Source organism: Variovorax sp. P1_G12 (assembly GCF_056405555.1).
The window spans coordinates 15,739-41,247 of the sequence record NZ_JBFUBW010000047.1; the positions used below are offsets into that span (position 1 = coordinate 15,739).

Annotated in this window: 27 protein-coding genes and 1 tRNA gene; 18 read left to right on the plus strand and 10 right to left on the minus strand. The window is 66.8% G+C overall.

What is annotated here, in order from left to right:
- Window positions 1-11 precede the first annotated feature (11 nt).
- The 3 genes from AC1D2O_RS33945 to folC all read right to left on the minus strand — a co-directional run bounded on the left by AC1D2O_RS33945 (window position 12) and on the right by folC (window position 2,758).
- Window positions 12-497: a CvpA family protein gene (locus tag AC1D2O_RS33945; protein ID WP_478089385.1), complete on the minus strand. Its 486-nt coding sequence runs from the start codon at window positions 495-497 to the stop codon at window positions 12-14.
- 14 nt (window positions 498-511) lie between these two features.
- Window positions 512-1,381: an SPOR domain-containing protein gene (locus tag AC1D2O_RS33950; protein WP_478089386.1), complete on the minus strand. Its 870-nt coding sequence runs from the start codon at window positions 1,379-1,381 to the stop codon at window positions 512-514.
- A 69-nt stretch (window positions 1,382-1,450) separates the two neighbouring features.
- Window positions 1,451-2,758, minus strand: coding sequence for a bifunctional tetrahydrofolate synthase/dihydrofolate synthase (gene folC, locus AC1D2O_RS33955; protein WP_478089395.1), 1,308 nt, complete (start codon window positions 2,756-2,758; stop codon window positions 1,451-1,453).
- 34 nt (window positions 2,759-2,792) lie between these two features.
- On the opposite strand from folC, the gene AC1D2O_RS33960 reads away from it, so the two are divergent.
- The 4 genes from AC1D2O_RS33960 to argG all read left to right on the plus strand — a co-directional run bounded on the left by AC1D2O_RS33960 (window position 2,793) and on the right by argG (window position 5,613).
- Complete coding sequence (locus AC1D2O_RS33960) at window positions 2,793-3,146, plus strand: ArsC family reductase (RefSeq protein WP_478089387.1); 354 nt, start codon at window positions 2,793-2,795, stop codon at window positions 3,144-3,146.
- Window positions 3,147-3,227: 81 nt separating this feature from the next.
- Window positions 3,228-3,809, plus strand: coding sequence for a hypothetical protein (locus AC1D2O_RS33965; RefSeq protein WP_478089388.1), 582 nt, complete (start codon window positions 3,228-3,230; stop codon window positions 3,807-3,809).
- Between the two features lie 127 nt (window positions 3,810-3,936).
- Window positions 3,937-4,260, plus strand: coding sequence for a pyrimidine/purine nucleoside phosphorylase (ppnP, locus tag AC1D2O_RS33970; protein WP_478089389.1), 324 nt, complete (start codon window positions 3,937-3,939; stop codon window positions 4,258-4,260).
- Window positions 4,261-4,275: 15 nt separating this feature from the next.
- Window positions 4,276-5,613, plus strand: a complete 1,338-nt coding sequence (gene argG / locus AC1D2O_RS33975) for an argininosuccinate synthase (protein WP_478089390.1) — start codon at window positions 4,276-4,278, stop codon at window positions 5,611-5,613.
- A 125-nt stretch (window positions 5,614-5,738) separates the two neighbouring features.
- On the opposite strand, the gene murB is transcribed toward argG, so the two are convergent.
- Window positions 5,739-6,791 (minus strand): UDP-N-acetylmuramate dehydrogenase, encoded by a 1,053-nt coding sequence (gene murB, locus AC1D2O_RS33980; RefSeq protein WP_478089391.1) that lies wholly within the window; start codon window positions 6,789-6,791, stop codon window positions 5,739-5,741.
- 76 nt (window positions 6,792-6,867) lie between these two features.
- Here murB and AC1D2O_RS33985 point away from each other — a divergent pair, with 76 nt between their 5' ends.
- Window positions 6,868-7,353, plus strand: a complete 486-nt coding sequence (locus AC1D2O_RS33985; protein WP_478089392.1) for a YajQ family cyclic di-GMP-binding protein — start codon at window positions 6,868-6,870, stop codon at window positions 7,351-7,353.
- Between the two features lie 125 nt (window positions 7,354-7,478).
- Window positions 7,479-8,096, plus strand: coding sequence for a retropepsin-like aspartic protease family protein (locus AC1D2O_RS33990; RefSeq protein ID WP_478089393.1), 618 nt, complete (start codon window positions 7,479-7,481; stop codon window positions 8,094-8,096).
- Window positions 8,097-8,350: 254 nt separating this feature from the next.
- Here AC1D2O_RS33990 and AC1D2O_RS33995 read toward each other — a convergent pair whose 3' ends face one another.
- The 4 genes from AC1D2O_RS33995 to AC1D2O_RS34010 all read right to left on the minus strand — a co-directional run bounded on the left by AC1D2O_RS33995 (window position 8,351) and on the right by AC1D2O_RS34010 (window position 11,103).
- Window positions 8,351-8,701, minus strand: a complete 351-nt coding sequence (locus tag AC1D2O_RS33995; protein WP_478089394.1) for a RidA family protein — start codon at window positions 8,699-8,701, stop codon at window positions 8,351-8,353.
- Between the two features lie 10 nt (window positions 8,702-8,711).
- A complete protein-coding gene (gene plsY / locus AC1D2O_RS34000; RefSeq protein ID WP_478089396.1) occupies window positions 8,712-9,341 on the minus strand; it encodes a glycerol-3-phosphate 1-O-acyltransferase PlsY in 630 nt (209 codons plus the stop codon).
- Window positions 9,342-9,375: 34 nt separating this feature from the next.
- Window positions 9,376-9,867 (minus strand): aminoacyl-tRNA deacylase, encoded by a 492-nt coding sequence (locus tag AC1D2O_RS34005; protein WP_478092238.1) that lies wholly within the window; start codon window positions 9,865-9,867, stop codon window positions 9,376-9,378.
- A gap of 174 nt (window positions 9,868-10,041) precedes the next feature.
- Complete coding sequence (locus AC1D2O_RS34010) at window positions 10,042-11,103, minus strand: aldo/keto reductase (RefSeq protein WP_478092240.1); 1,062 nt, start codon at window positions 11,101-11,103, stop codon at window positions 10,042-10,044.
- A gap of 92 nt (window positions 11,104-11,195) precedes the next feature.
- Here AC1D2O_RS34010 and AC1D2O_RS34015 point away from each other — a divergent pair, with 92 nt between their 5' ends.
- The 9 genes from AC1D2O_RS34015 (at window position 11,196) to AC1D2O_RS34055 (ending at window position 23,014) form a co-directional block, all read left to right on the plus strand.
- Window positions 11,196-12,113, plus strand: a complete 918-nt coding sequence (locus AC1D2O_RS34015) for an alpha/beta fold hydrolase (protein WP_478092241.1) — start codon at window positions 11,196-11,198, stop codon at window positions 12,111-12,113.
- A gap of 94 nt (window positions 12,114-12,207) precedes the next feature.
- Window positions 12,208-13,312, plus strand: a protein-coding gene (gene prfB, locus AC1D2O_RS34020) for a peptide chain release factor 2 (RefSeq protein ID WP_442284071.1) whose coding sequence is annotated in 2 segments (ribosomal slippage) — window positions 12,208-12,288 and window positions 12,290-13,312 — 1,104 coding nt in all. Because the reading frame shifts where the segments join, the coding sequence is not laid out codon by codon here.
- Window positions 13,313-13,470: 158 nt separating this feature from the next.
- Entirely contained in the window at window positions 13,471-14,154 is a 684-nt protein-coding gene (locus AC1D2O_RS34025) for an HAD family hydrolase (protein ID WP_478092242.1), read from the plus strand.
- Window positions 14,141-16,831: an aminopeptidase N gene (gene pepN / locus AC1D2O_RS34030; RefSeq protein WP_478158633.1), complete on the plus strand. Its 2,691-nt coding sequence runs from the start codon at window positions 14,141-14,143 to the stop codon at window positions 16,829-16,831. The genes AC1D2O_RS34025 and pepN overlap by 14 nt, the downstream gene beginning before the upstream one ends.
- Before the next feature lie 21 nt (window positions 16,832-16,852).
- On the plus strand, window positions 16,853-17,863 hold the full coding sequence (locus tag AC1D2O_RS34035) for a class 1 fructose-bisphosphatase (RefSeq protein ID WP_477650560.1): 1,011 nt from the start codon (window positions 16,853-16,855) through the stop codon (window positions 17,861-17,863).
- Window positions 17,864-17,874: 11 nt separating this feature from the next.
- A tRNA-Thr gene (locus AC1D2O_RS34040) sits at window positions 17,875-17,950 on the plus strand.
- A gap of 367 nt (window positions 17,951-18,317) precedes the next feature.
- On the plus strand, window positions 18,318-18,788 hold the full coding sequence (locus AC1D2O_RS34045) for a DUF4124 domain-containing protein (protein WP_477650559.1): 471 nt from the start codon (window positions 18,318-18,320) through the stop codon (window positions 18,786-18,788).
- A gap of 296 nt (window positions 18,789-19,084) precedes the next feature.
- Complete coding sequence (locus tag AC1D2O_RS34050) at window positions 19,085-19,231, plus strand: helix-turn-helix domain-containing protein (protein ID WP_477650558.1); 147 nt, start codon at window positions 19,085-19,087, stop codon at window positions 19,229-19,231.
- A gap of 222 nt (window positions 19,232-19,453) precedes the next feature.
- Complete coding sequence (locus AC1D2O_RS34055) at window positions 19,454-23,014, plus strand: class I SAM-dependent DNA methyltransferase (protein WP_478158634.1); 3,561 nt, start codon at window positions 19,454-19,456, stop codon at window positions 23,012-23,014.
- Between the two features lie 243 nt (window positions 23,015-23,257).
- Here the strand turns inward: AC1D2O_RS34055 and AC1D2O_RS34060 are convergent, their stop codons facing one another.
- Window positions 23,258-23,470, minus strand: coding sequence for a hypothetical protein (locus AC1D2O_RS34060; RefSeq protein WP_477650633.1), 213 nt, complete (start codon window positions 23,468-23,470; stop codon window positions 23,258-23,260).
- Window positions 23,471-23,699: 229 nt separating this feature from the next.
- Here AC1D2O_RS34060 and AC1D2O_RS34065 point away from each other — a divergent pair, with 229 nt between their 5' ends.
- From AC1D2O_RS34065 to AC1D2O_RS34075, 3 genes are all read left to right on the plus strand, one after another.
- Window positions 23,700-23,972: a hypothetical protein gene (locus AC1D2O_RS34065; protein ID WP_478158635.1), complete on the plus strand. Its 273-nt coding sequence runs from the start codon at window positions 23,700-23,702 to the stop codon at window positions 23,970-23,972.
- Window positions 23,973-23,977: 5 nt separating this feature from the next.
- Entirely contained in the window at window positions 23,978-24,268 is a 291-nt protein-coding gene (locus tag AC1D2O_RS34070; RefSeq protein WP_477650634.1) for a zinc-ribbon domain-containing protein, read from the plus strand.
- Between the two features lie 73 nt (window positions 24,269-24,341).
- Entirely contained in the window at window positions 24,342-25,250 is a 909-nt protein-coding gene (locus AC1D2O_RS34075) for a DUF7946 domain-containing protein (RefSeq protein ID WP_478158636.1), read from the plus strand.
- A 133-nt stretch (window positions 25,251-25,383) separates the two neighbouring features.
- Here AC1D2O_RS34075 and AC1D2O_RS34080 read toward each other — a convergent pair.
- Window positions 25,384-25,509: transposase domain-containing protein (locus AC1D2O_RS34080; protein WP_478158637.1), on the minus strand; the 126-nt coding region annotated here is incomplete at its 5' end.

Sequence of the window (25,509 nt, forward strand, 5' to 3'; positions counted from 1 at the left end):
AAGCGATCCTCTCAGGGCAGGTAGCTTGCCAACTTTTCAGGCAGCGCGGGTTTCAGGCCCTGCAATGCCGCATCGAGAACAATGGCGCTGTGCGATTCGTGCCACCAGGCACTGTCGCTCAACGCCAGCAAATGAACAACCACCGCGACCGCGAGCAGCGCCAGCGCGCCGCGGGCCACGCCGAACATGCCGCCGAGGATCCGGTCCACCGGCCGCAGCCCGATCGCCGCGACCAGCTTGCGCGTGAGCGCCGCCAGCAAGCCGACGCCGAAGGCCACGCCCACGAACACCAGCACGAAACCGGCCGCATAGCGCCAGCTCGCTTCGGGGTCTCCGATGGGCAGCCAGCGGCCGACGTCCTCCGCCAGCCACTGCGCGGCCACGAAGGCCACCACCCAGCCCGCCAGCGAGATCACCTCGAACACCAGTCCGCGCACCAGGCCCAGCAGCATCGACACCACGAGCAGCGCGACGGCAATCCAGTCGAGCGTGGCCACGTCGGTCAGCGAGCCTACAAGCTGAGGACGGCGGCCGACAAAGACAAGCCCTTGACCTTGCCCGCGGCCCGGTCGGCCTCGGCCCGCGAGCCGAAGGGGCCGACACGCACACGCGTGCGCTCGCCATCGGCCGTCTTCGCCACGGAGGTGTAGGTCTTGAGCCCGGCTTTTTCAAGTTTCTGGCGCACTTCCCGGGCCTTGTCCGCGTCCGCGAAGGCACCGACCTGGACCACGAAGCGGCCGTTGTCGTCGTCGGGCTTGGCGGCAGCGGCGGCCACGGCGGTGGGCTTGCCTTCCAGCAGCGCGCGGGCGCGGGCCGCGTCGTCGGCCGACTCCGGCTTCGGCGCGGCGGGCTTGGGTTCGGGCTTGGGTTCGGGCTTGGGCTTGGGCTCGGTCTTGGCTTCGGCCTTCGGCTTGGCTTCGGGCTTGGCTTCGGGCTTGGCGTCGGCCTTGGGCGCCGGCTTGTCGGGCACAGGGTCGGAGCGGGTCTCGGCGACCGGCGCAGCCGATGCCAGCTTGCCCGGCGGGATCTCGGTGCCGTCGGCGGTCTCGGTGATCATGCCGCCGCCCGAAGATGCGGGCGCCGCGGCGACCGGCTTGTCGGTGCTGGCGGCGGCCGGCGCCGGGGGCGTCGGCAGGGCCAGCGGCTTGGCCTTGGTGCGGTCAGGGATCTCGATCGGGATGTCGACCGAGATCGGGCGCGGCTGGGTGTCGAACAGGAGCGGGAATCCGATCACGCCGACCAGCACCAGGACGGCGGCGCCAAGCAGCCGGTGCCGCGCGCGGCGCCGCATCGCTTCGATGCTCTCCGCCGGCGCGGCGGCGACGGCGCTTCGCCCTTCGTTGCCCTGAGGACCGCGTGTGCGGAACTTGAAGAACGCCATGAAATTCGTTTTCCTGATGGGTGCAGCGTGCGGTTGAAACGGGAAGAAGGCGCCGGAAATCAGGCTGTTTCAGGAGCCGGGAGACAGGTGCCTGGCTCCCAGACGGGGTGTTCCGTGCTCGAGCACACCACCCACGGTGAAGAACGATCCGAAGACGACGATTCTATCAGCGGGGTCCGCGCGATCGATGGCCGCCTGGAGCGCCTCCATGGGCGCGCCGTGGACGCTGGCCGAGACGTCGCTGCGCTTGTTCTGCGCCTGCCAGCGCAGGATCAGGTCGTCGGCCCTGGCGGCGCGCGCGGTCGGCAGGTCGGTGAAGTACCAGCGGTCGATCATCGGCCCGATGCGCGCGAACATCGGCCCCACGTCCTTGTCCGCCATCACGCCAAAGACGGCGTGCGTGGTCGGATAGAAGCCCATCGCGTCGAGGTTTTCGGCCAGCGCGGCCACCGCATGCGGGTTGTGAGCGACGTCGAGCACCAGCGCCGGCTCGCCCGGAACGATCTGGAAACGCCCGGGCAGCTCGACCATCGCGAGTCCGTTGCGCACCGCCTGGGCGGTGGTCGGCAGCCGCTGGCGCAGCGATTCGAGCGCCGCCAGCACCCCGGCTGCGTTGACCAGCTGGTTGGCGCCGCGCAGGGCCGGGTAGGCCAGCCCGCTGTAGCGCCGGCCGCGTCCGCTCCAGCCCCATTGCTGCTGATCGCCCATCACGTTGAAGTCGCGGCCGACGCGCCAGAGGTCGGCGCCGATCGCTTCGGCATGGTCGACCACGCTCTGCGGCGGCACCGGGTCGCTGACGATCGCGGGCCGGCCGGCGCGCATCACGCCGGCCTTCTCGAAACCGATGCTCTCGCGGTCGGGCCCGAGGAAGTCCATGTGGTCGAGGTCGATGCTGGTGATGACGGCGCAGTCGGCATCGACGATGTTGACCGCATCCAGCCGCCCGCCCAGGCCGACCTCTAGGATCGCGGCGTCGGGCCTGGCTGCAGCCATGCACAGCAGGATCGCCAGCGTGGTGAATTCGAAGTAGGTCAGCGCGATGTCGCCGCGGCCCTGCTCCACCTGCTCGAAGAACGGCGCCAGCACGGCGCCGTCGACCGCCTCGCCGGACAGCCGCAGCCGCTCTTCGAAGCGCACCAGGTGGGGCGACGTGAACACCGCGGTGCGGTAGCCCGCGTGCGTGAGGATCGACTCGAGCATCGCGCAGGTCGAGCCCTTGCCGTTGGTGCCGGCCACCGTGATGACCGGGCAGTCGAAGGCCAGGCCCAGGCGCACGGCGACCGCGCGGACCCGGTCGAGCCCGAGTTCGATGTTCTTGGGATGCAGGTGCTCGGCGTGTGCCAGCCAGTCTTCTAGGGTTTTCATGGAGCCCGGAATTGTCGCCGACCGGGGCCGCGGGCATCATCGCCGGATGACAACCCTCTACGGCATCCCCAACTGCGACACTGTCAAACGCGCCCGCGCCTGGCTGGCCGACCACAACGTCGCCTACCGCTTCCACGATTTCAAGAAGGACGGCGTGCCCGAGACCGAACTCGACCGCTGGCTCGCCGCACCGGGCTGGGAAGCCCTGGTCAACCGCCGCGGCACCACCTGGCGGCGCCTCGACGACGCCACCCGGGAGTCGGTGGTCGATGCGGCTTCGGCCCGCGCCGTCCTGCTCGCCAACCCGAGCCTGATCAAGCGCCCGGTGGTCAACTGGGGGGCCGGCCGGGACGTTACGACCGGGTTCGACGCCAACGAGTGGAATGGCCACGCTTTGTAAATCATTGAACCCCGGGCGCCGATGGGCCTCCAACGAACTTGCGCGAAGCGCCCCCCGCCCCGGGATTTCAGGAGATTTGACATGACCACAAGAACCATTCGCACCGTATCCGCCCTGACCCTGCTGGCCGCCCTGGCCGGATTCGCCACACTGGCCCAGGCCGAACAGGTGCAGGCGCGGGTGATCTCGACCTCGCCGGTCACCGAATCGAACGGCAGCATCCGCTACAACGTGACCTACGAGTACGCGGGCCGCCAATACAACACGCGCGTCAACACCCCGCCCGGCGCCAGCATCTGGGTCGACGCCGGCGCCTACGGCATCGCGACCCCTTCGCCGGTGGCACCGCAGTCTCAACTGGCGGCGAATCCCGCCTATGCCCCGCAGGAGCAACTGCAGCAGCAGCAGCAGCAGCAGCAGCCGGATTGGAGCAACGTGGTGCCCGAACCGGGCATCGTGGTGTCGGGCCGCGGCGCCCCCCCGCCGACGGTCTACGCCCCGCCGGCGCAGGTCTATGCCCCGGCCCCGGTGTATGTGCAGCCCGCGTACTCGTACTACCCGGCGCCGGCCTACTACCCCGCGCCCGCCTACGCCTACCCGCCGATCGGCATCTCGCTGGGCTTCGGCTATTCGCGCGGCTGGGGCGGCGGCCGCTGGCGCTGATCGCGGTGTCGATCCGGCGGCCGGCCGGCGAGCCTAAAATCACGGGCTTTGCAACTTGAGGCACGGGCGCGCCTGCCAAGGCGCGCCGCAACCTGCCGAGCGCCACCCGCGCCAGCCCCTCCTACCCATGAGCACTACCGAATCCCTCCAGAGCGCCACGGTCTCGACCAAGGCCAATGTGTATTTCGACGGCAAATGCGTGAGCCACAACCTGACGCTGGCCGACGGCAGCAAGAAGTCGGTGGGTGTGATCCTGCCGTCGACCCTGACTTTCAACACCGGCGCGCCGGAGATCATGGAAGGCGCGGGCGGCCGCTGCGAGTACCTGCTCGCGGGCAGCAGCGAATGGGTGGCCTCGGGCGCGGGTGAGAAATTCAGCGTGCCCGGCAACTCCAGCTTCCAGATCCGCGTCAGCGGCGAGCCCTACAGCTACATCTGCCACTTCGGCTGAACCGGAAATCCGAGCATGTCCTCCACCATCCTCCAGAACGTTCCCGCCGGCCAGAAGGTCGGCATCGCCTTCTCGGGCGGCCTCGACACCAGCGCGGCCCTGCACTGGATGCGCAACAAGGGCGCCGTCCCCTATGCCTACACCGCCAACCTGGGCCAGCCCGACGAGCCCGACTACGACGAGATCCCGCGCAAGGCGATGCTCTACGGCGCCGAGAAAGCGCGCCTGATCGACTGCCGCACGCAATTGGCCGCCGAAGGCCTGGCCGCGCTGCAGGCCGGCGCCTTCCACGTGACCACGGCCGGCCTGACCTACTTCAACACCACGCCGCTCGGCCGTGCGGTCACCGGCACCATGCTGGTTTCGGCGATGAAGGAGGACGATGTCCACATCTGGGGCGACGGCAGCACCTACAAGGGCAACGACATCGAGCGCTTCTACCGCTACGGCCTGCTGACCAACCCGGCGCTGAAGATCTACAAGCCCTGGCTGGACCAGACCTTCATCGACGAACTCGGCGGCCGCACCGAGATGTCGGAATTCATGCAGAAGGCCGGCTTCGCCTACAAGATGTCGACCGAGAAGGCCTATTCGACCGACTCGAACATGCTCGGCGCCACGCACGAGGCCAAGGACCTCGAGCACCTGAACAGCGGCATGAAGATCGTGCAGCCGATCATGGGCGTCGCCTTCTGGAAGGACGAAGTCGAAGTCAAGCGGGAAGAAGTCACCGTGCGCTTCGAGGACGGTCGCCCGGTCGCCCTCAACGGCGTCGAGTACCCGAGCCTGGTCGAGCTGCTGCTCGAAGCCAACCGCATCGGCGGCCGCCACGGCCTGGGCATGAGCGACCAGATCGAGAACCGCATCATCGAGGCCAAGAGCCGCGGCATCTACGAGGCGCCCGGCCTGGCGCTGCTGTTCATCGCCTACGAACGCCTGATCACCGGCATCCACAACGAGGACACGATCGAGCAGTACCGCGAAAGCGGCCGCCGCCTGGGCCGCCTGCTCTATCAAGGCCGCTGGTTCGACCCGCAGGCCATCATGCTGCGCGAGACCGCGCAACGCTGGGTGGCGCGCGCGATCACCGGCGAAGTCACGGTCGAGCTGCGCCGCGGCAACGACTACTCGATCCTGAACACCGCCTCGGCCAACCTGACCTACAAGCCCGAGCGGCTGAGCATGGAAAAGGTCGAAGGCGCGTTCACGCCGCTCGACCGCATCGGCCAGCTGACCATGCGCAACCTCGACATCATCGACACGCGCGACAAGCTGGCGATCTACACGCAGACGGGTTTGCTGTCGACCAGCCAGGGCGCGTCGCTGCCCCAACTGAAGAACGACGAGAAGTAGCTCGCCCCCAGGTTGGGCTCACTGCGTGTAGCCCGCCCACCCCCTGCCGGGGGCAACACCAGCGGCCCGGCAAAGCCGGTTCCGCGGTGTTTCGCGAGGGGGCCGGCGCTGCGCGCGGCCGGCGATCAGACCACGACCGGCTCTGGTTCCAGCCGGATCCCGAAGCGCTCGTAGACGCTGGTCTGGATCGCCTTGGCCAGCGTCATCACCTCACCGCCCGTGACCGGGTTGGCCTTGCCGCCCCGGTTCACGAGCACCAGCGCCTGGCGCTCGTAGACGCCGGCGTTGCCCACCGACTTGCCTTTCCAGCCGCAGGCATCGATGAGCCAGCCGGCCGCCAGCTTGATGCTGCCGTCGGCCATCGGGTAGTGAACGATCTTGGGGTCGCGGGCAATGATGTCGGCGCACTGCTCCGGCGTCACGGTCGGGTTCTTGAAGAAGCTGCCGGCGTTGCCCAGCACGCGCCAGTCGGGCAGCTTGGCGCGGCGGATGGCGCAGATCCAGTCGAAGATGTCCATCGCGCTCGGCGTGAAATTGCCGGTTTCGTCCATCTTGCGTTCGAGGTCGAGGTAGCCGAGCACCGGTTTCCACGGCTTGGGCAGCCGAAAGCGCACCCGCGTGATCAACGCCCTGCCCGCGAGCCCGAAATCGTTGTCGCCGCTGGCCACGTGCTTGAACACCGAATCGCGGTAGCCGAAGGCGCACTGGGCGGCATCGAGCGTGAAGGCGCGGCCGGTCTGCAGGTCGATGGCATCGAGCGACTCGAAGCGGTCCTGCAGCTCGACCCCGTAGGCGCCGATGTTCTGCACCGGCGAACCGCCCACGGTGCCGGGGATGAGCGCCAGGTTCTCGAGGCCCGGAAAACCCTGGTCGAGCGTCCAGCGCACGGTGTCGTGCCAGACCTCGCCGGCGCCGGCCTCGACGATCCAGGCCTTGGAGCTTTCCTCGACCAGCCGCAAGCCCTTGATTTCCACCTTGAGCACCAGCGGCTTGACGTCACCGGTCAGCACGATGTTGCTGCCGCCGCCGAGGACGAACTTGGGCGCATCGCGCCATTGCGCGTCGGCCAGCAGCGCCGCGACGTCGGCTTCGCCGGTGATGCGCACCAGGTGCTGGGCGCGCGCGACGATGCCAAAGCTGTTGTGCTGCTGCAGCGGTACGTTGTGCTCCACGATCATGGGAGAATTGTCTCATTCGCACGCCGCGCGACACTGCGCGCGGCGCATTCCTTTTTTTGTTGCTGCCGGAGCCTTCATGCCGTCTTTCGACACCGTTTGTGAACCCAACTTGCCCGAGGTCAAGAATGCGGTCGAGAACACCGCCAAGGAAATCGGCACGCGCTTCGACTTCAAGGGCACCGCCGCCGCGGTCGATCTCAAGGACAAGGAAATCACCATGATCGGCGACGCCGAGTTCCAGCTCGTGCAGGTGGAGGAAATCCTGCGCAGCAAGCTCACCAAGCGCAGCGTCGACGTGCGCTTCCTCGACAAGGGCGACGTCCAGAAGATCGGCGGCGACAAGGTCAAGCAGGTCATCAAGGTCAAGAACGGCATCGAGTCCGAGACCGCGAAGAAGATCCAGCGCCTGATCAAGGACAGCAAGCTCAAGGTGCAGGCCGCGATCCAGGGCGACGCGGTGCGCATCACCGGCGCCAAGCGCGACGACCTGCAGGCGGCCATGGCACTCATCAAGAAGGACGTGCCCGACATGCCGCTCTCCTTCAACAATTTCCGCGACTGATGGCTCGCCCCCAGGTTGGCTCACTTCGTGTAGCCGCCCACCCCCTCGCCGGGGGCGATACCAGCGGCCCGGCAAAGCCGGTTCCGCGGTATCCCTCGCACTGCATCCGCGTCGTGGCGGCCGGTTTGTTTGCGGTAGCCTGCACCTTCGCGCACGCCCAGTCGGTGACGCTGACCGGCACCATCGGCAGCCGCGCGATCCTGATCGTGAACGGCGGGGCGCCCAAGACACTGGCCGTCGGCGAGGCCTTCCAGGGCGTGAAACTGGTGTCGCTGCAGGGCGAACAGGCCACGGTCGAGGCCGGCGGCAAGCGCGTCGCGCTGCGCATGGACACGCCGGTGAGCATCGGCGGCAACGGCGGCTCCGGGGGCGGCGGCACCCGCATCGTGCTGCCGGTGAGCAGCGGCGGACATTTCATGGCGCAGGGCGCGATCAATGGCCGCGCGGTCAGCTTCATGCTCGACACCGGCGCCACCACCGTCGCGATGTCGGCCGCCGACGCGCAGCGCATCGGACTCGATTTCAGCAAGGGCCAGCCGGTGCGCATGAACACCGCCAACGGCATCGCGCCGGGTTATCGCCTGCGGCTCGCCTCGGTGCGGGTCGGCGACGTCGAGGTCTACGACGTGGAGGCCATCGTCTCGGAGCAGCCGATGCCCTACATCCTGCTGGGCAACAGCTTCATCAGCCGCTTCTCGATGCGGCGCGACGCCGACCAGATGGTCCTGGAAAAACGGTTCTAGCTCGCCCCCAGGTTGGGCTCACTTCGTGTAGCCCGCCCACCCCCTACCGGGGGCAACACCAGCGGACCGGCGAAGCCGGTTTCGCGGTGTTTCACCAACGGGCCTGGCTGCGCCGGCCGATAGATGAGAGGCGCCGCGCGCAGCGCCCGCCTGTTCGTGGGCAGTCGCGGAACCGGCTTCGCCGGGCCGCTGACTGCGCCCCCGGCAGGAGGTGGGCGCCCGGACACGAAGTGTCGGGCAACCTGGAGGCGAGCTCAGCCAGCGGCCGTGACTACGATCTCGATCTTGTAGCCCTGCTTGGCCATCGCGGCCTGCACGGTCGCGCGCGGCGGCGTGTTGCCGGCCGGGATCCAGGCGTCCCACACCTCGTTCATCGCGGCGATGTCCGTGATGTCGGAGAGGAAGATCTGCGTCATCAGGATGCGCGACTTGTCGCTGCCGGCCTCGGCCAGCAGACGGTCGACCATCGCCAGCACTTGCGCGGTCTGGCCGCGGATGTCCTGCGACAGGTCGTCGGGCACCTGGCCCGCGAGGTAGATCGTGCCGTTGTGGACCGCGGTCTCGCTGAGGCGGGGACCGACATGAAAGCGCTGGATGGTGGCCATGGGTTGTTTCCTATTTTTTGGATCCGAGCCTGGACTCGGTGCCGGCGGCAAGCCGGCGGATGTTCTCGCGATGACGCCAGACCAGCAACAGGCTGATCGACACCAGCGCCAGCAGCACCACGAGATCGAGTGGCCAGGCGATCTGGCCGCCGATCAGATAGTAGGCCGGCGCGAAGAACGCCGCCACGATGGAGGCCAGCGACGAATAGCGAAAGAAGACCGCGATGATCAGCCAGGTGGCGCCGGTCGCCAGGCCCAGCAGCGGGCTGATGCCGAACAGCGCGCCGGCCGCGGTCGCCACGCCCTTGCCGCCCTGGAAACCGAAGAACACCGGGTAGAGGTGCCCGAGGAAAGCAGCCAGCCCGGCCACCGCCGCGGTGCCGGGGCCCATGTCCCAGGCGGCCCCGAATTGCTGGATCAGGAACACCGGCAGCCAGCCCTTGAGCGCGTCGAGCAGCAGCGTCGTGAGCGCGGCGCCCTTGTTGCCCGAGCGCAGCACGTTGGTGGCGCCCGGGTTCTTGCTGCCGTAGCTGCGCGGGTCGGCCATGCCGAGCGTCTTGCTGACGATCACGGCGAAGGACAGCGATCCCAGCAGGTAGGACAGGACGATCGCGATCAACGAGGGGAAATAGGAACTCACGGTGTCTCCGGACGCCTCCGGTCGAGGCAACCGGCTATTCTGCCAGCGCGCACTGCACCGGCTTGGCGCCGAGCAGGCCGAGGCACACCTGCGGATCGATGCCCACGAGGTAGCCGCGGCGCCCGCCGTTGATCGCGATGCGCGGCAGTTCGAGGATCGTCGACTCGATGTAGACCGGCATCGCGCGCCGCGTGCCGAAGGGCGAAGTGCCCCCGATCAGGTAGCCGCTGTGCCGGTTCGCGACTTCGGGCTTGCAGGGCTCGACCGACTTGGCGCCGATCTGCCGCGCCAGGTTCTTGGTCGACACCGTGCGGTTGCCGTGCATCAGCACGAGCAGCGGCCTGGCGTCCTGGTCCTGCATCACGAGGGTCTTGACCACGGTGAAGGGGTCGAGCCCGAGCACCTCGGCGCTGTGCTGGGCGCCGCCGTGCTCGAGGTACTCGTAGGGATGCTCGGTGAAGGCGATGCCGTTCGCCCGCAGCAGCTGGGTGGCGGGGGTTTCGCTGACGTGGGTCTTTTTGGCCACGGTTTCTAGTCAGTGGTCCACTACCCGAACGCGTGACCCGCGATGCATGAAACCGGCGCAGCCGAATGCCAGGGATACCGCGGAACCGGCTTTGCCGGGCCGCTGGTATCGCCCCCTTGAGGGGGAGGCGCCGCAGGCGCTTCGGGGGTGTTTCATCCTCTGTCCCGCAAGGTCTCAGGCAGCCGGGTCGCGCAATTCCCAGCGGATCTTGTCGATCTCCGCCAGCAGCTCGGGCGACAGCGTGGTGCCCCAGGCGTCGAGATCCTCGTCGAGCTGGGCGACCGAGGTCACGCCGATGATGGTGCTCGCCACCTGCCACTTGGTGTAGCAGAAGGCCAGCGCCAGTTGTGCCGGCGTGAGCCCGTGCTCGCGGGCCAGCGCGTTGTAGCGGCGCGCCGCCTTCAGCGCGTCCGGGCGGCCCCAGCGCTGCTTGCGCACCGACTCGTAGCTCGAGATGCGCGCGCCCTTGGGCGCGTCCGGGCCTTCGGTGCCGCTCTGGTCGTACTTGCCGGTCAGCAGGCCGAAGGCCAGCGGCGAATAGGCCAGCAGCGAGACGCCCAGGCGGTGCATGGTTTCGTCGAGCCCGTTCTCGGCTGCGCGGCTGATCAGGCAGTAGACGTTCTGCACCGTCGCCACGCGCGGCAGGCCATGCTGCTCGGCCAGGCGCACGAATTCGTGCACGCCGTAGGGCGTCTCGTTCGACAACCCGATCGCGCGCACCTTGCCGGCCTTGACCAGCTTGCCCAGCGCTTCGAGCTGGTCGTGGATCGGGGTGGTCGAGCTTTCCCGCTTCGGGTCGTAGTAGATCTGGCCGAAGGCCGGCACGTGGCGCTCCGGCCAGTGGATCTGGTAGAGGTCGATGACGTCGGTCTTGAGCCGCTTCAGGCTGGCCTCGCAGGAGGCGGCGATGTCGGCCGGCGTCATGCCGCTGCCCTCGCGCACCCAGGGCATGCCGCGCGACGGGCCCGCGACCTTGGTCGCCAGCACGATCTTTTGGCGCGCGCCCGGATTCTTGTCGAACCAGTGGCCGATGATGGTTTCGGTGGCGCCGAAGGTTTCCTTGCGCGCCGGCACCGCGTACATCTCGGCGGTGTCGATGAAGTCGACCCCGCGTTCGAGCGAACGGTCGAGGATGGCGTGGGCGGTGGCCTCGTCGACCTGCTCGCCGAAGGTCATGGTGCCGAGGCAGATCGGCGTGACGTGGAGGTCGCTCTGACCAAGCTGGATTTTTTGCATGGGCGAAATGCTACCCGCTGAGGCGAAGGCGTGTCGTGTCGTGTCGTGCAGTCGACTGCACGGCCCGGCCGGGGTCCGTATCATCGGACGCGATGTACCAAGCCCTCCGTGCCTCGCGCAGCGAATTCGTCCCCGTCCGCCACCTCAGCTACCACGTGCGCCTGTGGGGCGAGCCCTCCGCCTCCCGGCCGCCGCTGGTGCTGATGCACGGCTGGATGGACGTCGCGGCCTCCTGGCAGTTCGTGGTCGATGCGATGGCCGAGGAGCGCTTCGTGGTCGCGGCCGACTGGCGCGGCTTCGGCCTCACCGAGGGCGGCCGCGTCGACAACTACTGGATGCCCGACTACCTGGCCGACCTCGACTGGCTGCTGGACCACTACGCCGGCGATGCCCCGGTCGACCTGGTCGGCCACAGCATGGGCGGCAACGTGGTCATGCAGTACGCCGGCGTGCGGCCGCAGCGCGTGCGCCGCCTCGTCAACCTCGAAGGCTTCGGCATGCCCGCGCTGAAGCCCGAGCAGGCGCCGGAACGCTTCGGCAAGTGGATCGACGAGCTCAAGCGCCTGCACCGCGGCGAAATGGCGCTGGCCACCTATTCGGGCGTCGAAGGCGTGGCGCGCCGGCTCATGAAGACCAACCCGCGCCTGACGCCCGACAAGGCCGACTGGCTGGCCGCCCACTGGTCGGCCGTCCGGCCGCACGCCGAGGGCGGCGAACGCTGGGAGATCCTGGGGGATCCGGCCCACAAGATCATCAACGCCAACCTGTTCCGGGTCGACGAAATCCTGGCGCTGTATGCGGCCATTGCCGCGCCGCTGCTGGCGGTCGAGGCCTCGGACGACAGCCTGGGCCAATGGTGGAAGGGCCGCTACACGCTGGACGAGTACCACGAGCGCCTGAAGAAAGTGCCCCATGCGCGCATCGCCCGTGTCGAGGACGCCGGCCACATGCTGCACCACGACCAGCCCGCCGCGGTGGCCCGGCTGATCGAGGATTTTCTTTCGTCCTGAAGGCGGCCCCGGGCCCCCTCCCCCCTCTCCGGAACCGGGCCATGCCCGGCATGAGAAAATCCCCGGTTTTCCCCGAACACCGTCAGGACACCCCATGGATGCAGAGCAAATCAACCAAATCGGCGCAACTCTCGCGGACCTGAGCGCCCGCACGGTCGATTTACGGAGGTATCTTTGACTACGATGCCAAAGCCGAACGCCTGAGGACGGTCAACGCGTCGCTCGAAGACCCCAACGTCTGGAACGACCCCAAGAAGGCCCAGGAACTGGGCCGCGAAAAGAAGTCGCTCGACGACGTCGTGGTCACGCTCGACCGCCTCACCAGCGGCCTGTCCGACAACACCGAACTCTTCGAGATGTCGAAGGAGGACGGCGACATGGACGGCCTGCAGGCCATCGCCGATGACGCCGCCAAGCTCGAAGCCGACATCAAGCAGCTCGAATTCCGCCGGATGTTCAACAATCCGGCCGATCCGCTGAACGCCTTCGTCGACATCCAGGCCGGCGCCGGCGGCACCGAGGCCTGCGACTGGGCCAGCATGCTGCTGCGCCAGTACCTGAAGTACGCGGAGCGCAAGGGCTTCAAGACCCAGATCGAGGACGAGACCCCGGGCGACACCGCGGGCATCAAGGGCGCGACCATCAAGGTCGAGGGCGACTACGCCTTCGGCCTGCTGCGCACCGAGACCGGCGTGCACCGGCTGGTGCGCAAGTCGCCCTTCGACTCTTCGGGCGGGCGCCACACCAGCTTCGCGAGCATCTTCGTCTACCCGGAAATCGATGATTCGATCGAGATCGACATCAACCCGTCCGACGTGCGCACCGACACCTTCCGCGCCAGCGGCGCCGGCGGCCAGCACATCAACAAGACCGACTCGGCGGTGCGGCTCACGCACATCCCGACCGGCATCGTGGTGCAGTGCCAGGACGGCCGCAGCCAGCACAGCAACCGCGACGTCGCCTGGAAGCGGCTGCGCTCGCGCCTGTATGACCACGAGATGCGCAAGCGCCAGGAAGAGCAGCAGAAGCTGGAAGACAGCAAGACCGACGTCGGCTGGGGCCACCAGATCCGCAGCTACGTGCTGGACAACAGCCGCATCAAGGACCTGCGCACCAACGTCGAGATCTCGGCGACGCAGAAGGTGCTGGACGGCGACCTCGATGCCTTCATCGAAGCGTCCTTGAAGCAAGGCGTGTAGATGAAGCTCACCCCCAGGCTGGCCCACTTCGTGTGGCCGCACACCCCCTCGCCGGGGGCAACACGAGCGGCCCGGCAAAGCCGGTTCCGCGGTGTTCCTGGCCTCGGCCGCGCCGGCGCTCTGCGTCGCGGATCGATCGACAACTTGGGGGTTTCCGAATGAGGACTCTGCACAAGGTGCAAGCCCTGATCTTCGACATGGACGGCACCATGGTCGACTCCATGCCCTGGCACGCCAAGGCATGGGTCGAGTACGGCGTGCGCCACGGGATCGAGATCGACGTCCCGCATTTCATGCGCCGGACCACCGGCCGCACCGCCTTCGAATGCGCCTGCGAGCTCATGGGCCGCGAGGTGAGCGAAGCCGAGAGCGCCGAGATCACCCACCGCAAGGAATCGATCTACCGCGAGCTCTTCGGCGCCCAGTTCCGCGAGGTGACGGGCTTCAGCGCCTTCCACCGGGCCGCGGTCGCGCGCGGGCTGAAGGTGGCGGTCGGCACCGCGGGCGACAAGCACAACATCGCCTTCACGATGTCCAACCTGCGGCCCGACCCGGCGCCGCTGGCGATCGTGGGCGGCGACGAGGGGCTGCCAGGCAAGCCTCAGCCGGCGATCTTCCTCGAGGCCGCGCGCCGCATCGGCGTCGAGCCCTCGCGCTGCATCGTCTTCGAGGATGCGCCCTTCGGCATCGAGGCCGCGCGCCGCGGCGGCATGCTCGCGGTGGCGGTCTGCACCACCCACAGCGCCTGCGAACTCGCGGGGCCGCATGTGATCGCGGCCGTGCGCGACTACGACGAATTGAACAACTCAAACTTCCTGGAGACTCTCGATGCTGCTGCGTGATGCCCAAGGCCAACCGATCGCGATCCGTCGCGAGGATTACAGCGCGCCGGCCTACTGGATCGACACGGTCGAGCTGACCTTCGATCTCGACCCCGCCAAGACGCGGGTGCTCAACCGCATGCGGCTGCGCCGCAACCCCGAGGTGGCGCCCGAGCCGCTGCGCCTCGACGGCGACGAGCTCAACCTGGCGCGCGTGCTGGTCGACGGCCAGGGCGCATCGTTCCGCATGGAAGCCGAGCAGCTGGTGATCGACAACCTGCCCGAGACCTTCGAGCTCGAGATCTTCACCACCTGCTGTCCGATCAAGAACACCAAGCTCATGGGCCTGTTCGTGAGCGAGGACACCTTCTTCACGCAGTGCGAGGCCGAAGGCTTCCGCCGCATCACCTACTTCCTCGACCGGCCCGACGTGATGTCGAGCTACACGGTGACGCTGCGCGCCGCCAAGGCCGCCTACCCGGTGCTGCTGTCGAACGGCAACCTGGTCGAGCAGGGCGAGCTGCCCGAGGGCCGCCACTTCGCCAAGTGGGTCGACCCCTTCCGCAAGCCCTGCTACCTGTTCGCGCTGGTCGCCGGCAAGCTGGTGGCGCGCGAGCAGCGCATCAAGGCGCGCAACGGCCGCGAGCATCTGCTGCAGGTGTACGTGCGCGCCGGCGACCTCGACAAGACCGAGCACGCGATGAACTCGCTCGTCAACTCGGTGCTGTGGGACGAAGCCCGCTTCGGCCTGCCGCTGGACCTCGACCGCTTCATGATCGTCGCCACCAGCGACTTCAACATGGGCGCGATGGAGAACAAGGGCCTGAACATCTTCAACACGAAGTACGTCCTGGCCAACCAGGCCACCGCCACCGACGCCGACTACGGCAACATCGAAAGCGTGGTCGGCCACGAGTACTTCCACAACTGGAGCGGCGACCGCGTGACCTGCCGCGACTGGTTCCAGCTCTCGCTCAAGGAAGGCCTCACGGTCTTCCGCGACCAGGAGTTCAGCCAGGACCTGTGCGCCGAGCCTTCCGCGCGCGCGGTCAAGCGCATCGAGGACGTGCGCGTGCTGCGCACCGCCCAGTTCCCCGAGGACGCGGGCCCGATGGCCCACCCGGTGCGGCCCGACAGCTACATCGAGATCAGCAACTTCTACACCGTCACCATCTACGAGAAGGGTGCCGAGGTGGTGCGCATGATGCAGACGCTGGTCGGCCGCAAGGGCTTCGAGCGCGGCATCACGCTGTATTTCGAGCGCCACGACGGACAGGCCGTGACCTGCGACGACTTCGCGCAGGCGATCGCCGATGCCAACCCCGACACCGAGCTCGCGCGCCTGCTGCCGCAGTTCAAGCGCTGGTACAGCCAGGCCGGCACGCCGCGCCTCGCCGCCCATGGCGTCTATGACTCGGCAGCGCGCAGCTACACGCTGAGCATCGTGCAGAGTTGCGCGCCCACGCCGGGCCAGCCGGCCAAGGATCCGTTCGTGATCCCGGTCAACGTCGGCCTGCTGGGCGCCGATGGCCGCGAGCTGCCTTTGCGGCTCGAAGGCGAGGCCGAGGCCACCCAGGGCACGCGCACCCTGGTGCTCACGCGCGCCGGCGAACAGTTCACCTTCGTCGATATCGACGCCGAGCCGGTGCCTTCGATCCTGCGCGGCTTCAGCGCGCCGGTGATCCTCGACTACGCCTACAGCGACGCCCAGCTGCTGACCCTGCTGGCCAACGACCCGGACCCCTTCAACCGCTGGGAAGCCGGCCAGCGGCTGGCGCTGCGCGCCGCCGTGCGCGCGATCGCCGAGCCGGCCTCGGCCCACGAGCAGCCGCTCGACGCCGCCTTCGTCGACGCGATGCGCAGCGTGCTGCGCCATCCGCAGCTCGATGCCGCGTTCAAGGAACTGGTGCTCACCCTGCCCTCCGAGACCTACATCGCGGAGCAGCTCGACATCGTCGATCCGCAGCGCGTGCATGTGGTGCGCGAGGCGATGCGGGCGCAGCTCGCGACCGCGCTGTTCGCCGACTGGGAACAGGCCTACGAGCAGAACCGCGACACCGGTGCCTACCAGCCCGACCCGGTCTCCTCGGGCCGGCGCGCGCTGGCGGGCATCGCCCTCACCCACCTGTGCCTCGCGGCGCGCGCCTCGGACGACACCGTGTGGCCCGGCAAGACGCTGCAGCGCTTCAAGGACGCGGGCAACATGACCGACCGCTTCAATGCGCTCAACGCGCTGGTGTCGTCGGGCCATGCGCTGGCGGCGCAGGCGCTGGCGCGCTTCCACGAGATCTTCAAGGACGAGGCGCTGGTGATCGACAAGTGGTTCTCGCTGCAGGCCGGCGCCCCCGACCGCGGCGGCGACATCCTGCCGCTGGTCAAGCAGCTCATGAAGCACCCGGACTTCTCGATCAAGAACCCGAACCGCGCCCGCAGCGTGATCTTCAGCTACTGCAGCGCCAACCCGGGCGCCCTGCACCGCCCCGACGCGGCCGGCTACGTGTTCTGGAGCGACCGCGTGATCGAGCTCGACGCCATCAACCCGCAGGTCGCGGCCCGCCTGGCACGCGCTCTCGACCGCTGGAGCAAGCTGGCCGAGCCCTACCGAAGCGCCGCGCGCGAAGCCATCGCCCGCGTCGCCGCCCGGCCCGACCTGAGCAAGGACACGCACGAGGTCGTGACCCGCGCGCTGTCCAACTGACCCCATCAAGGACCCAAGTACATGGCCCAACAGAAGATATCCCTCACCCGCTACCTGGTCGAGCAGCAACGCGCCGACGGCCTGATCCCCGGCCAGCTGCGCCTGCTGCTCGAAGTGGTCGCGCGCGCCTGCAAGAGCATCAGCCAGGCGGTCAACAAGGGGGCGCTCGGCGGCGTGCTCGGCACCGCCGAGAGCGAGAACGTGCAGGGCGAGATCCAGAAGAAACTCGACATCATCGCCAACGAGGTGCTGATCGAGGCCAACGAATGGGGCGGGCACCTCGCGGCCATGGCCAGCGAGGAGATGGACAGCATCTACGTGGTGCCCAACCGCTACCCGCAGGGCGAGTACCTGCTGCTGTTCGATCCCCTCGACGGCTCCAGCAACATCGACGTCAACGTGAGCATCGGCACCATCTTCAGCGTGCTCAAGAAGCCCGACGACACGCCCGGCGTGCAGGAAGGCGACTTCCTGCAGGCGGGCAACCGGCAGGTGGCGGCCGGCTACTGCATCTACGGCCCGCAGACCACGCTGGTGCTGACCGTGGGCAGCGGCGTCGCGATGTTCACGCTCGACCGCGAGCAGGGTTCCTTCATGCTGACGCAGGAGGACATCCAGATCCCGGCCGACACCAAGGAATTCGCGATCAACATGAGCAACATGCGGCACTGGGACGCCCCGGTGAAGCGCTACATCGACGAATGCCTGGCCGGCAAGGACGGCCCGCGCGGCAAGGACTTCAACATGCGCTGGATCGCCAGCATGGTGGCCGACGTGCACCGCATCCTGATGCGCGGCGGTGTCTTCATGTACCCCTGGGACAAGCGCGAGCCCGAGAAGGCCGGCAAGCTGCGCCTGATGTACGAAGCCAACCCGATGAGCTGGCTGGTCGAGCAGGCCGGCGGCGCCTCGACCAACGGACGCAAACGCATCATGGACCTGGAGCCGAGCAAGCTCCATGAACGCGTGGCTGTTGTGTTGGGGTCGAAAAACGAGGTCGAGCGGCTGACCGGCTATCACGATCCGCTATAATCGTAGGCTTAGCCGGTGTAGCTCAGTCGGTAGAGCAGCTCATTCGTAATGAGAAGGTCGGGTGTTCGATTCATCTCTCCGGCACCAATACAGATAAGGCCTCGTTGCTATCAAATCGATAGTGACGAGGCCTTTTTCTTTGGCGATGTAACGGCCGATGTAAGAGGATTTCTGACTGCGGCGTGTGGGCCTCGCTCCAACAACGCAGGGCTGGCGGCGTCCCCCTTTGGGTCTAGCGGACGCACTACATCACAATCGCAAAGATGACCGAATGGGCCGCCATCTCTGACCATGCCTCGCTCCCAACCGTGCGCGGAGATTCCACGCGGAAAGCCGCCAGTCTGCAGCCCCACTCAACGGACTCGGCAGCACGCGACCGCTTCGGCGCTGCCGCCAGCAGCCTCGACAGCCTTGATACCCGGCCGCTGCATCTGCGATTGGCCCGGCGGCCGTGGTGGAAGTTCTGGTGAGCGCCCGCATGATGGGCTTGCTCGCCCCTTATCTCTTCGCCGCCCTCGCTACACCCGTCGTTGCTCAGTCAAAGGTCTACCGCTGCGAGACGAACGGCAAGGTCGGCTACTCGGACTCCCCGTGCGTCGGGGCCAAGGTGATCGAAGCGACGCCAACGCAAGGCATGGACAAGATGACGGGCCAGTCACGTAAGGGCCGTGACGTGCAGCGTGAAGAGTTCAACGCTACCTTCGACAATGCCTTGCGCCCGCTTCATGGCCGCTCACACGCCGACATGGACGTTGTGCGCCGCCGCGTGAAACTGTCCAACCACGAGCAGGCGCAATGTGCCAATCTCGACAACCGCCTACCGTTGCTGGAAGCTGATGCGGGGCAGGCGACAGGCGAGGCCAAGGCTCGCGTCGAAGTTGACCTCTACAAGGCCCGCAAGAAGTTCTTCGATCTGAAATGCTGACTGCTGCCCGCTGCTGTCGCGGCTGCCGGCGCGGTAGACCGAGCCCGACGGTGCTTTCGGCGCTTGCGGCGCTTGCGGAGCACGGATTGAGGCCGGGCATAGCCGTCCGAGAGATCGCCCCAAGACTGCGGACATCCTCTCCACCAACTTTTTTGCAAGCCGTTGAATTGCAAGAAGATTCAGTGAATCCAGGGTTTCTTCACCTTAGAGTTTCACACAACGCTTCTACACAACGGCGCGAGAGCAAGTCATGGTCTTCCTGGCCGCCTATACCTTGGCATCAGGAACTTCCAACCATGCCCATGCTCCCCACTGGCCTTCGCCGCAAGCTGCCGGTGACACTGGACATGCACGATCAGGGCTTCAGCAACAAGGCCATCGCTTCGGCCCTTGGGGTTACTGCGCCAACCATTGCCAACTGGCTCAAGCGTGGACGGACATAGCCTCCGCAGAGGGGGGTAAAAAAGCCCTATCAGGTAACAGCGGGAGGCTCGCCCACGGATCAGCGCACCAGGGGCGCCATACGTGGCGAGGGCAGCGCCCACCCCACATGCAGTCCCGAGCATCAGGAGTGTCGCAACGAGAAGCCGCACGCCAGCCGCACAGGCCAACTTCAACGCTTCCTTCATCGCCGTGGTGAGGTTCCACCTCTAAGATGCCGCACCATGGATCGCAGAACAACAATCGATAGCAAAACAACAATCGCCGCGTTCATCGAACGCTGGCAAGGCGTGACAGCGACAGAGTTGGCTACCGCGCAATCTTTCGTGATGGGCCTGTGCGAACTGCTGGAGGTGCCCAAGCCGCACCCCACGGCCGAGCAGGACTACATGTTCGAGCGGCCCGTGACCTTCGCTCATGGCGACGGCAGCAGCAGCCCTGGCCGCATCGACTGCTACCGGCGCGGCCACTTCGTCCTTGAGGCGAAGAAGCTGAAGGCCGGCCGACACACCAAGGGCTTCGACGACGGCCTGCTACGCGCCCGGGCACAGGGCGAAGGCTATGCGCGTGCGCTGCCGGCCATTGAGGGACGCCCGCCCTTCGTGCTGGTGGTCGATGTGGGCACCGTGCTGGAGGTCTACGCGGAGTTCAGCCGAAGCGGCGGTACCTACGTCCCGTTTCCTGACCCCCGCAGCCACCGCATCGCCCTGGCCGACCTGGCGCAGCCCGCGATCCTGGAGCGCCTGCGCCTCATCTGGACCGACCCGGCGGCGCTGGACCCGGCCCGCATCAGCGCCAAGGTCACGCGCGAGGTCTCGCAGCAACTCGCCACGCTGGCGCGCTCGCTGGAGCAGGCCGGGCACCGCTCGCACGACGTGGCCGCCTACCTTTCGCGCTGCCTGTTCAGCATGTTTGCGGAGGACGTGGAGTTGCTGCCAGTTGGCTCTTTCCACGGGCTACTCACCCAGCACCGCGGTGATCCCGCCACACTGCGCCGCATGCTGGCCAGCCTGTGGGCCGACATGGACCGCGGCGGGTTCTCGCCGGCCCTCGTCAAGGACGTGCTCAAGTTCAACGGCAAGCTCTTCAAGGGCGCCAGCGCTGATGCCTTCAGCCTGCTGCTCAGCACCGAGCAGATCGACAGCCTCATCGCAGCCGCCCGCGCCAATTGGCGCGAGGTCGAGCCCGCCATCTTCGGCACCCTGCTGGAGCGCGCGCTGGACCCGTCCGAGCGCCACGCCCTCGGCGCCCACTACACCCCACGCGCCTATGTCGAACGCCTGGTGCTGCCCACCGTCATCGAGCCTTTGCGCGCCGAATGGGCCGACGCCCAGGCCGCGGCACTGACCCTCGCGCACGAAGCCAGCGAACTCGAAGCCCAGCCGCCCGAGGTCAAGACCAAGAAGGACTTCACCGCCCTTGACCGGCACAACGCGGCCGTGCGCGCCAAGTGGAAGGAAGCCCGCGAGCAGGTGCGTGCCTTTCTGCGCCGCCTGTGCACGCTGCGCGTGCTGGACCCGGCCTGCGGCAGCGGAAACTTCCTCTACGTGACGCTGGAACACCTCAAGCGGCTGGAGGGTGAGGTGCTCAACCAGCTCGACGCCCTCGGTGATGCGCAGGACAGCCTCGACCTCGGCCGCGAGACCGTCACCGTGCAGCAACTGCTCGGCATCGAACTCAACGGCCGCGCCGCCGCGCTGGCCGAGCTCGTGCTGTGGATCGGCTTCCTGCAGTGGCACATCCGCAGCCGGGGGCGCGCCAGCGTGGCCGAGCCCGTGGTGCATGACTACGGCAACATCGAGCACCGCGATGCCGTGCTGGCCTACGACCGGCAGGAACCGCTCACCGATGAGGCAGGCCAGCCGGTCACCCGCTGGGACGGCATCAGCACCAAGCCTCACCCCGTCACCGGCCAGCCCGTACCGGATGAGTCGGCGCAGGTGCCGCAGTGGCGCTATGTGAACCCGCGCCAAGCCGAGTGGCCGCAAGCGGACTTCATCGTGGGGAATCCGCCGTTCATCGGCTCCAAGCGTATGCGTGCAGCCCTGGGCGATGGCTATGTCGATGCGCTTCAGGCGGCCTGGCCCGACGTACCCGAAGCCACCGATTTCGTGATGCGCTGGTGGCACCAGGCCGCACTGCAGGTCAGAGACGAGCGAGCCCGCCGATTCGGCCTCATCACGTCCAACAGCCTGCGCCAGACCTATGTACGCCGCGCGGTCGAGCCGCATTTGTGCGGCGCCGACCGGCTTTCGCTTGTTTTTGCCATACCAGATCACCCTTGGGTGGACAGCGCCAATGGTGCGGCCGTGCGCATTGCGATGACGGTCGGGCAGAAAGGCGAACACACCGGTGTGCTGCGAGAAGTGGTGGCTGAACGCCCGGAGGGCGGCGATGGTGAAGACCTCGCGCTTGCACTGACCGACCGGTCCGGCCTCATCGGTGCGGACCTGCGCATCGGCGCCAACCTGGGATCGGCCAAGCTGCTCGACGCCAACCTCGGCCTGTGCTCGGTCGGCATGAAGACCATCGGCGCGGCATTTCAAGTGACAGCGGACGTTGCGCGCGAACTGGGGCTGGGTGCTGTTCCCGGACTCGAGAGCCATATCAAGCCCTACCTGAGTGGCAGGGACTTTGTGAAAGCACCGCGAGGTTTCTGGGTCATCGATCTATTCGGGCTTGAGTCCAATGACGTGCGCCAACGCTTCCCGGAGGTTTATCAGCACTTGCTTGAACGCGCCAAGCCAGAGCGTGATCTGAACCGCAACGAGGTTTTCAAGCGGTCCTGGTGGGTCATCGGACATCCTCGGCCCCAGTTCCGCACGGCCACCCAGGGGCTGAGCCGTTACATCGTGACCGTCGAAACGGCCAAGCATCGGGTGTTCGCGTTCGTAGCCAGTCAAATCGTTCCCGACAGCACGCTGGTCACCTTCGCCTTTGACGACGCGCTGCATCTCGGCGTCCTGTCGAGCAGTACCCATGTCCAGTGGGCCTTGGCGGCAGGGGGCCGACTCGGCGTTGGCAACGACCCGCGCTACAACAAGTCCCGCTGCTTTGAGCCCTTCCCCTTCCCCGCTGACGACACCGGCCTCACGCTCGAACTGACCGAGCGCATACGCACCCTGGCCGAGCAGATCGACGCCCACCGCAAGGCCAGGCAAACGGCCCATGCCGAGCTAATGCTGACCGGTCTCTACAACGTTCTGGAGAAACTGCGCAGCGGCGAGTCGCTGACGACCAAGGAGCAGCAGTTGCACCAGCAGGGCCTTGTGGGCGTGCTCAAGAGCCTGCACGACGAGCTAGACACCGCCGTGCTGCAGGCCTATGGCTGGGCCGACCTGCAACTGCCGGCCGACACCGAACCCCTGCTAGAGCGGCTGGTGGCACTGAACGCCCGCCGGGCCGCCGAGGAGGCTGCCGGCACCGTCCGCTGGCTGCGGCCAGCGTTCCAGCAGGGCCAGGGCGTACAGGCTAGGGCTGCGCTCGCGCCGACCGACGCCGACGCGGCAGGTGCTGCAAGCGATGATGAGGAGGCAGGCGAGCTCGTCGTCGCGCCGCCGTCTAAGGTAGTGCGGCCCTGGCCCGCCGGTCTCACGGAGCAGATCAAGGCGGTGGCCGAGGTGCTGACCCAGACAGGCCGCGCGCTGGCGCTGGACGAGGTGGCCGCGCATTTCAGCGGCCGCGGTCGCTGGCGCGAGCGCCTGCCCATGCTGCTGGACACCCTGGTGGCCCTGGGACGACTTCACCAAGATGCCGGTGGCCGCTGGACCGATATGACGCGCTGAACGGGCAAGGGCATGGCCGTCGCGCGTGTCGAGCGCGCACGGGTCCGCCCAGAAGCGTTCAGACCGATCTGATCCGTATCGCCGGCCGCCACCTGCGCTTCGTGCACGCGCACGGTCATCGCCTTCACCTGGGCCTCGAGCTCGTCGATCGCGCGAAGCTGGTCAGGTGGCCCCGCAGTACCTGTGCAGTCAGCTGGCATGCGCTTGCCGCCAGGTCAATTGCGTCCTTCGTCAGCCTTTCCGTCATTCGACTTCCTTCATCCAGAATCGGCCGTCCGGCGTCAAGGCCGGCGGCACTGCAGCTTGCATGACATGCCCCTCCAGCCGTTGCGATGCGCCAGCAACAGCCATCATCGCCGAGCCCAGTGCCACAGATACCGGAATCCTGCGAAACGTCGTCGCCGAGAGGTTGTCCGCAGGCTTGATGAAGACAGCCAAAACTTCAGCACGTCTCACGGCCGAGCACCCGAGGCGACCCCGCTCTGATCGAGCAAACCATCACGGACATCGAGAGGTTCTTCAAGCCGACGGCGTGACGACATCCGGGCGTCGAACGAATGTGAATATTCACGCTACAGGCCTCCAGTGCGTCAGCTCCAGTTCAGGTAACAATAACTTACGACGCATGCGGCACCGCCGCTCGTCCCACAAAGTCGTGGTTTGGCACCGGTTGGAGGAGAGAGCTATGTTGTTTTTTGCGTTCTTGGCGGGCGTGGGCTCCGTCTTGGGCGGCATCGTTCTGGTGCTGGGGTTCATTTCTGCGAAGGGAGCGCCCCAGGAGGCTGCAATCGCAGCCCTCGCGGTAGCGCTTGCCGTACTGCCATACGTGTTTTATCGAGTGTTGCAGTTGAACAGCGAGGTCAACAAGGCGAAGAAGTTTCGGGAGGAAGTACTTCTTCGCTTGGACTTGGCAAATGCTCGGAAGCCGAGGACTAGTTCGCTCATTGACAGGGAGTGAATGCCATGGCCCTGATCGAATGCTACGAATGCGGCGCTGAAATCAGCGAGAAGGCGAAGGCCTGCATCAAGTGCGGCGCTCCGGTCAGGCACGCTGTGTCGCAGCACGGCAAGATCATCACGACCCAACAGACCGGCAAGAAGTACAAGGGCGCCCAGCTCGTCGGCGCCGCGCTGATGTGCGTCGGGGTGGTGTCGTGCGCTGCCAAGGAGCCGTTGGTTGCGGCGCCACTCTCCATGCTCGGCTTGATCGTCTTCCTAGGTGCCCGGATCGGCGCCTGGTGGAATCACGGGTGACGAGCGCCCTTGCCCCAAGCTGCTACTGCAGGGTGCTGCAGTAGGGGAAGGGCTGCTGCCGACAAATCGATCGGTGCATGGCAACAACTACAACGACGGATCAGGAATGGAAAGCACTTACCCAATCGACCCCGCAGGCCACAGCGACGCATTCCCACTCTTCAACATACGCTACGAAGGTCGAGACGCCGAAAAGCACGAAATCGACCTGAACCAACTTGGGGAATCGCTCCAGGGTTTTGCGCGCATCCTTGGCGTGACTGCGAACTACCTTCAGACGGGCAAGCTAAATCGGCACTTCGATGCGCTTGACGTGAAGGTGATGGCGGTGCCGGTCCAAGAGCATAGGTGTCACGAGGTGGTCGTCTTCATCAAGTCGTTCTTCGTGACCAAGGAATTTTTTGCCGGCTTGGCTTCGGGGTTGCTCCCGGCGCTGGTAGCGTATGTGATCAGCCGCAGAGATAATGAAGAGATGAAGCACCTAAGCGCCGCCTTGCAAAAGCAGATGGACTTAGCCGCTCAGACCAACGAGCGGCTGACGAGTAGCCTGCTTGGCGTTATCGACAAGCTGGCGGATCAGATGCGACCGTCGATCAAGAAGGCGCTCGCGCCTGTTGGTCGCTCATGCGAAAGTGTGGATCTCTATGCTGATGGCGTGAAGTTCCATCACATGGATCCGAGCCTGAAGGAGGCCATCGTCAAGGACGCGCCAGTGTTTTCCGACCACAGCCGACTGTTTTCTGGAGTGATCTCCGAGCTCGACACAAAGACTGGCGCTTGCAAGATCACTCTAGACGGCGACGCGGAACGAATTCCCGGGCAAATTTTGGACCCTGCGCATGCTCTGCCAGGGAACGCTTACGCGGAAGCACTCGCATCCGGAGCCCCGATCAAAGTGCTTGCGAAGGCGGAGCTTGACAACGACGGCGCAATCGTTCGACTCTTCATCCTCGATACCGCGGTCGAAACGGCGACAGACTAAGGGGCCGCGCCGCCTCCTCTCCTAAGCCCGCCGCGTGCGGGCTTTTTTCATGGGCGCTCAGCCGCCTTGGCCGTAAGCCGTCAATGAACCACGCCCTTGCGCGTGGTGTCGGAACCGATGTGCGCAGGGCGGTCTACAGCGCGCCGAGCTCGATGTTCCAGGGCAGCAGCGCCTCGTAGTCGTCAGCCGTCTGCGCCAGGGGCAGCTTCTTGAACAGGGCGACGAGGTACCGGTAGGGCTCGATGTTGTTGGCCTTGGC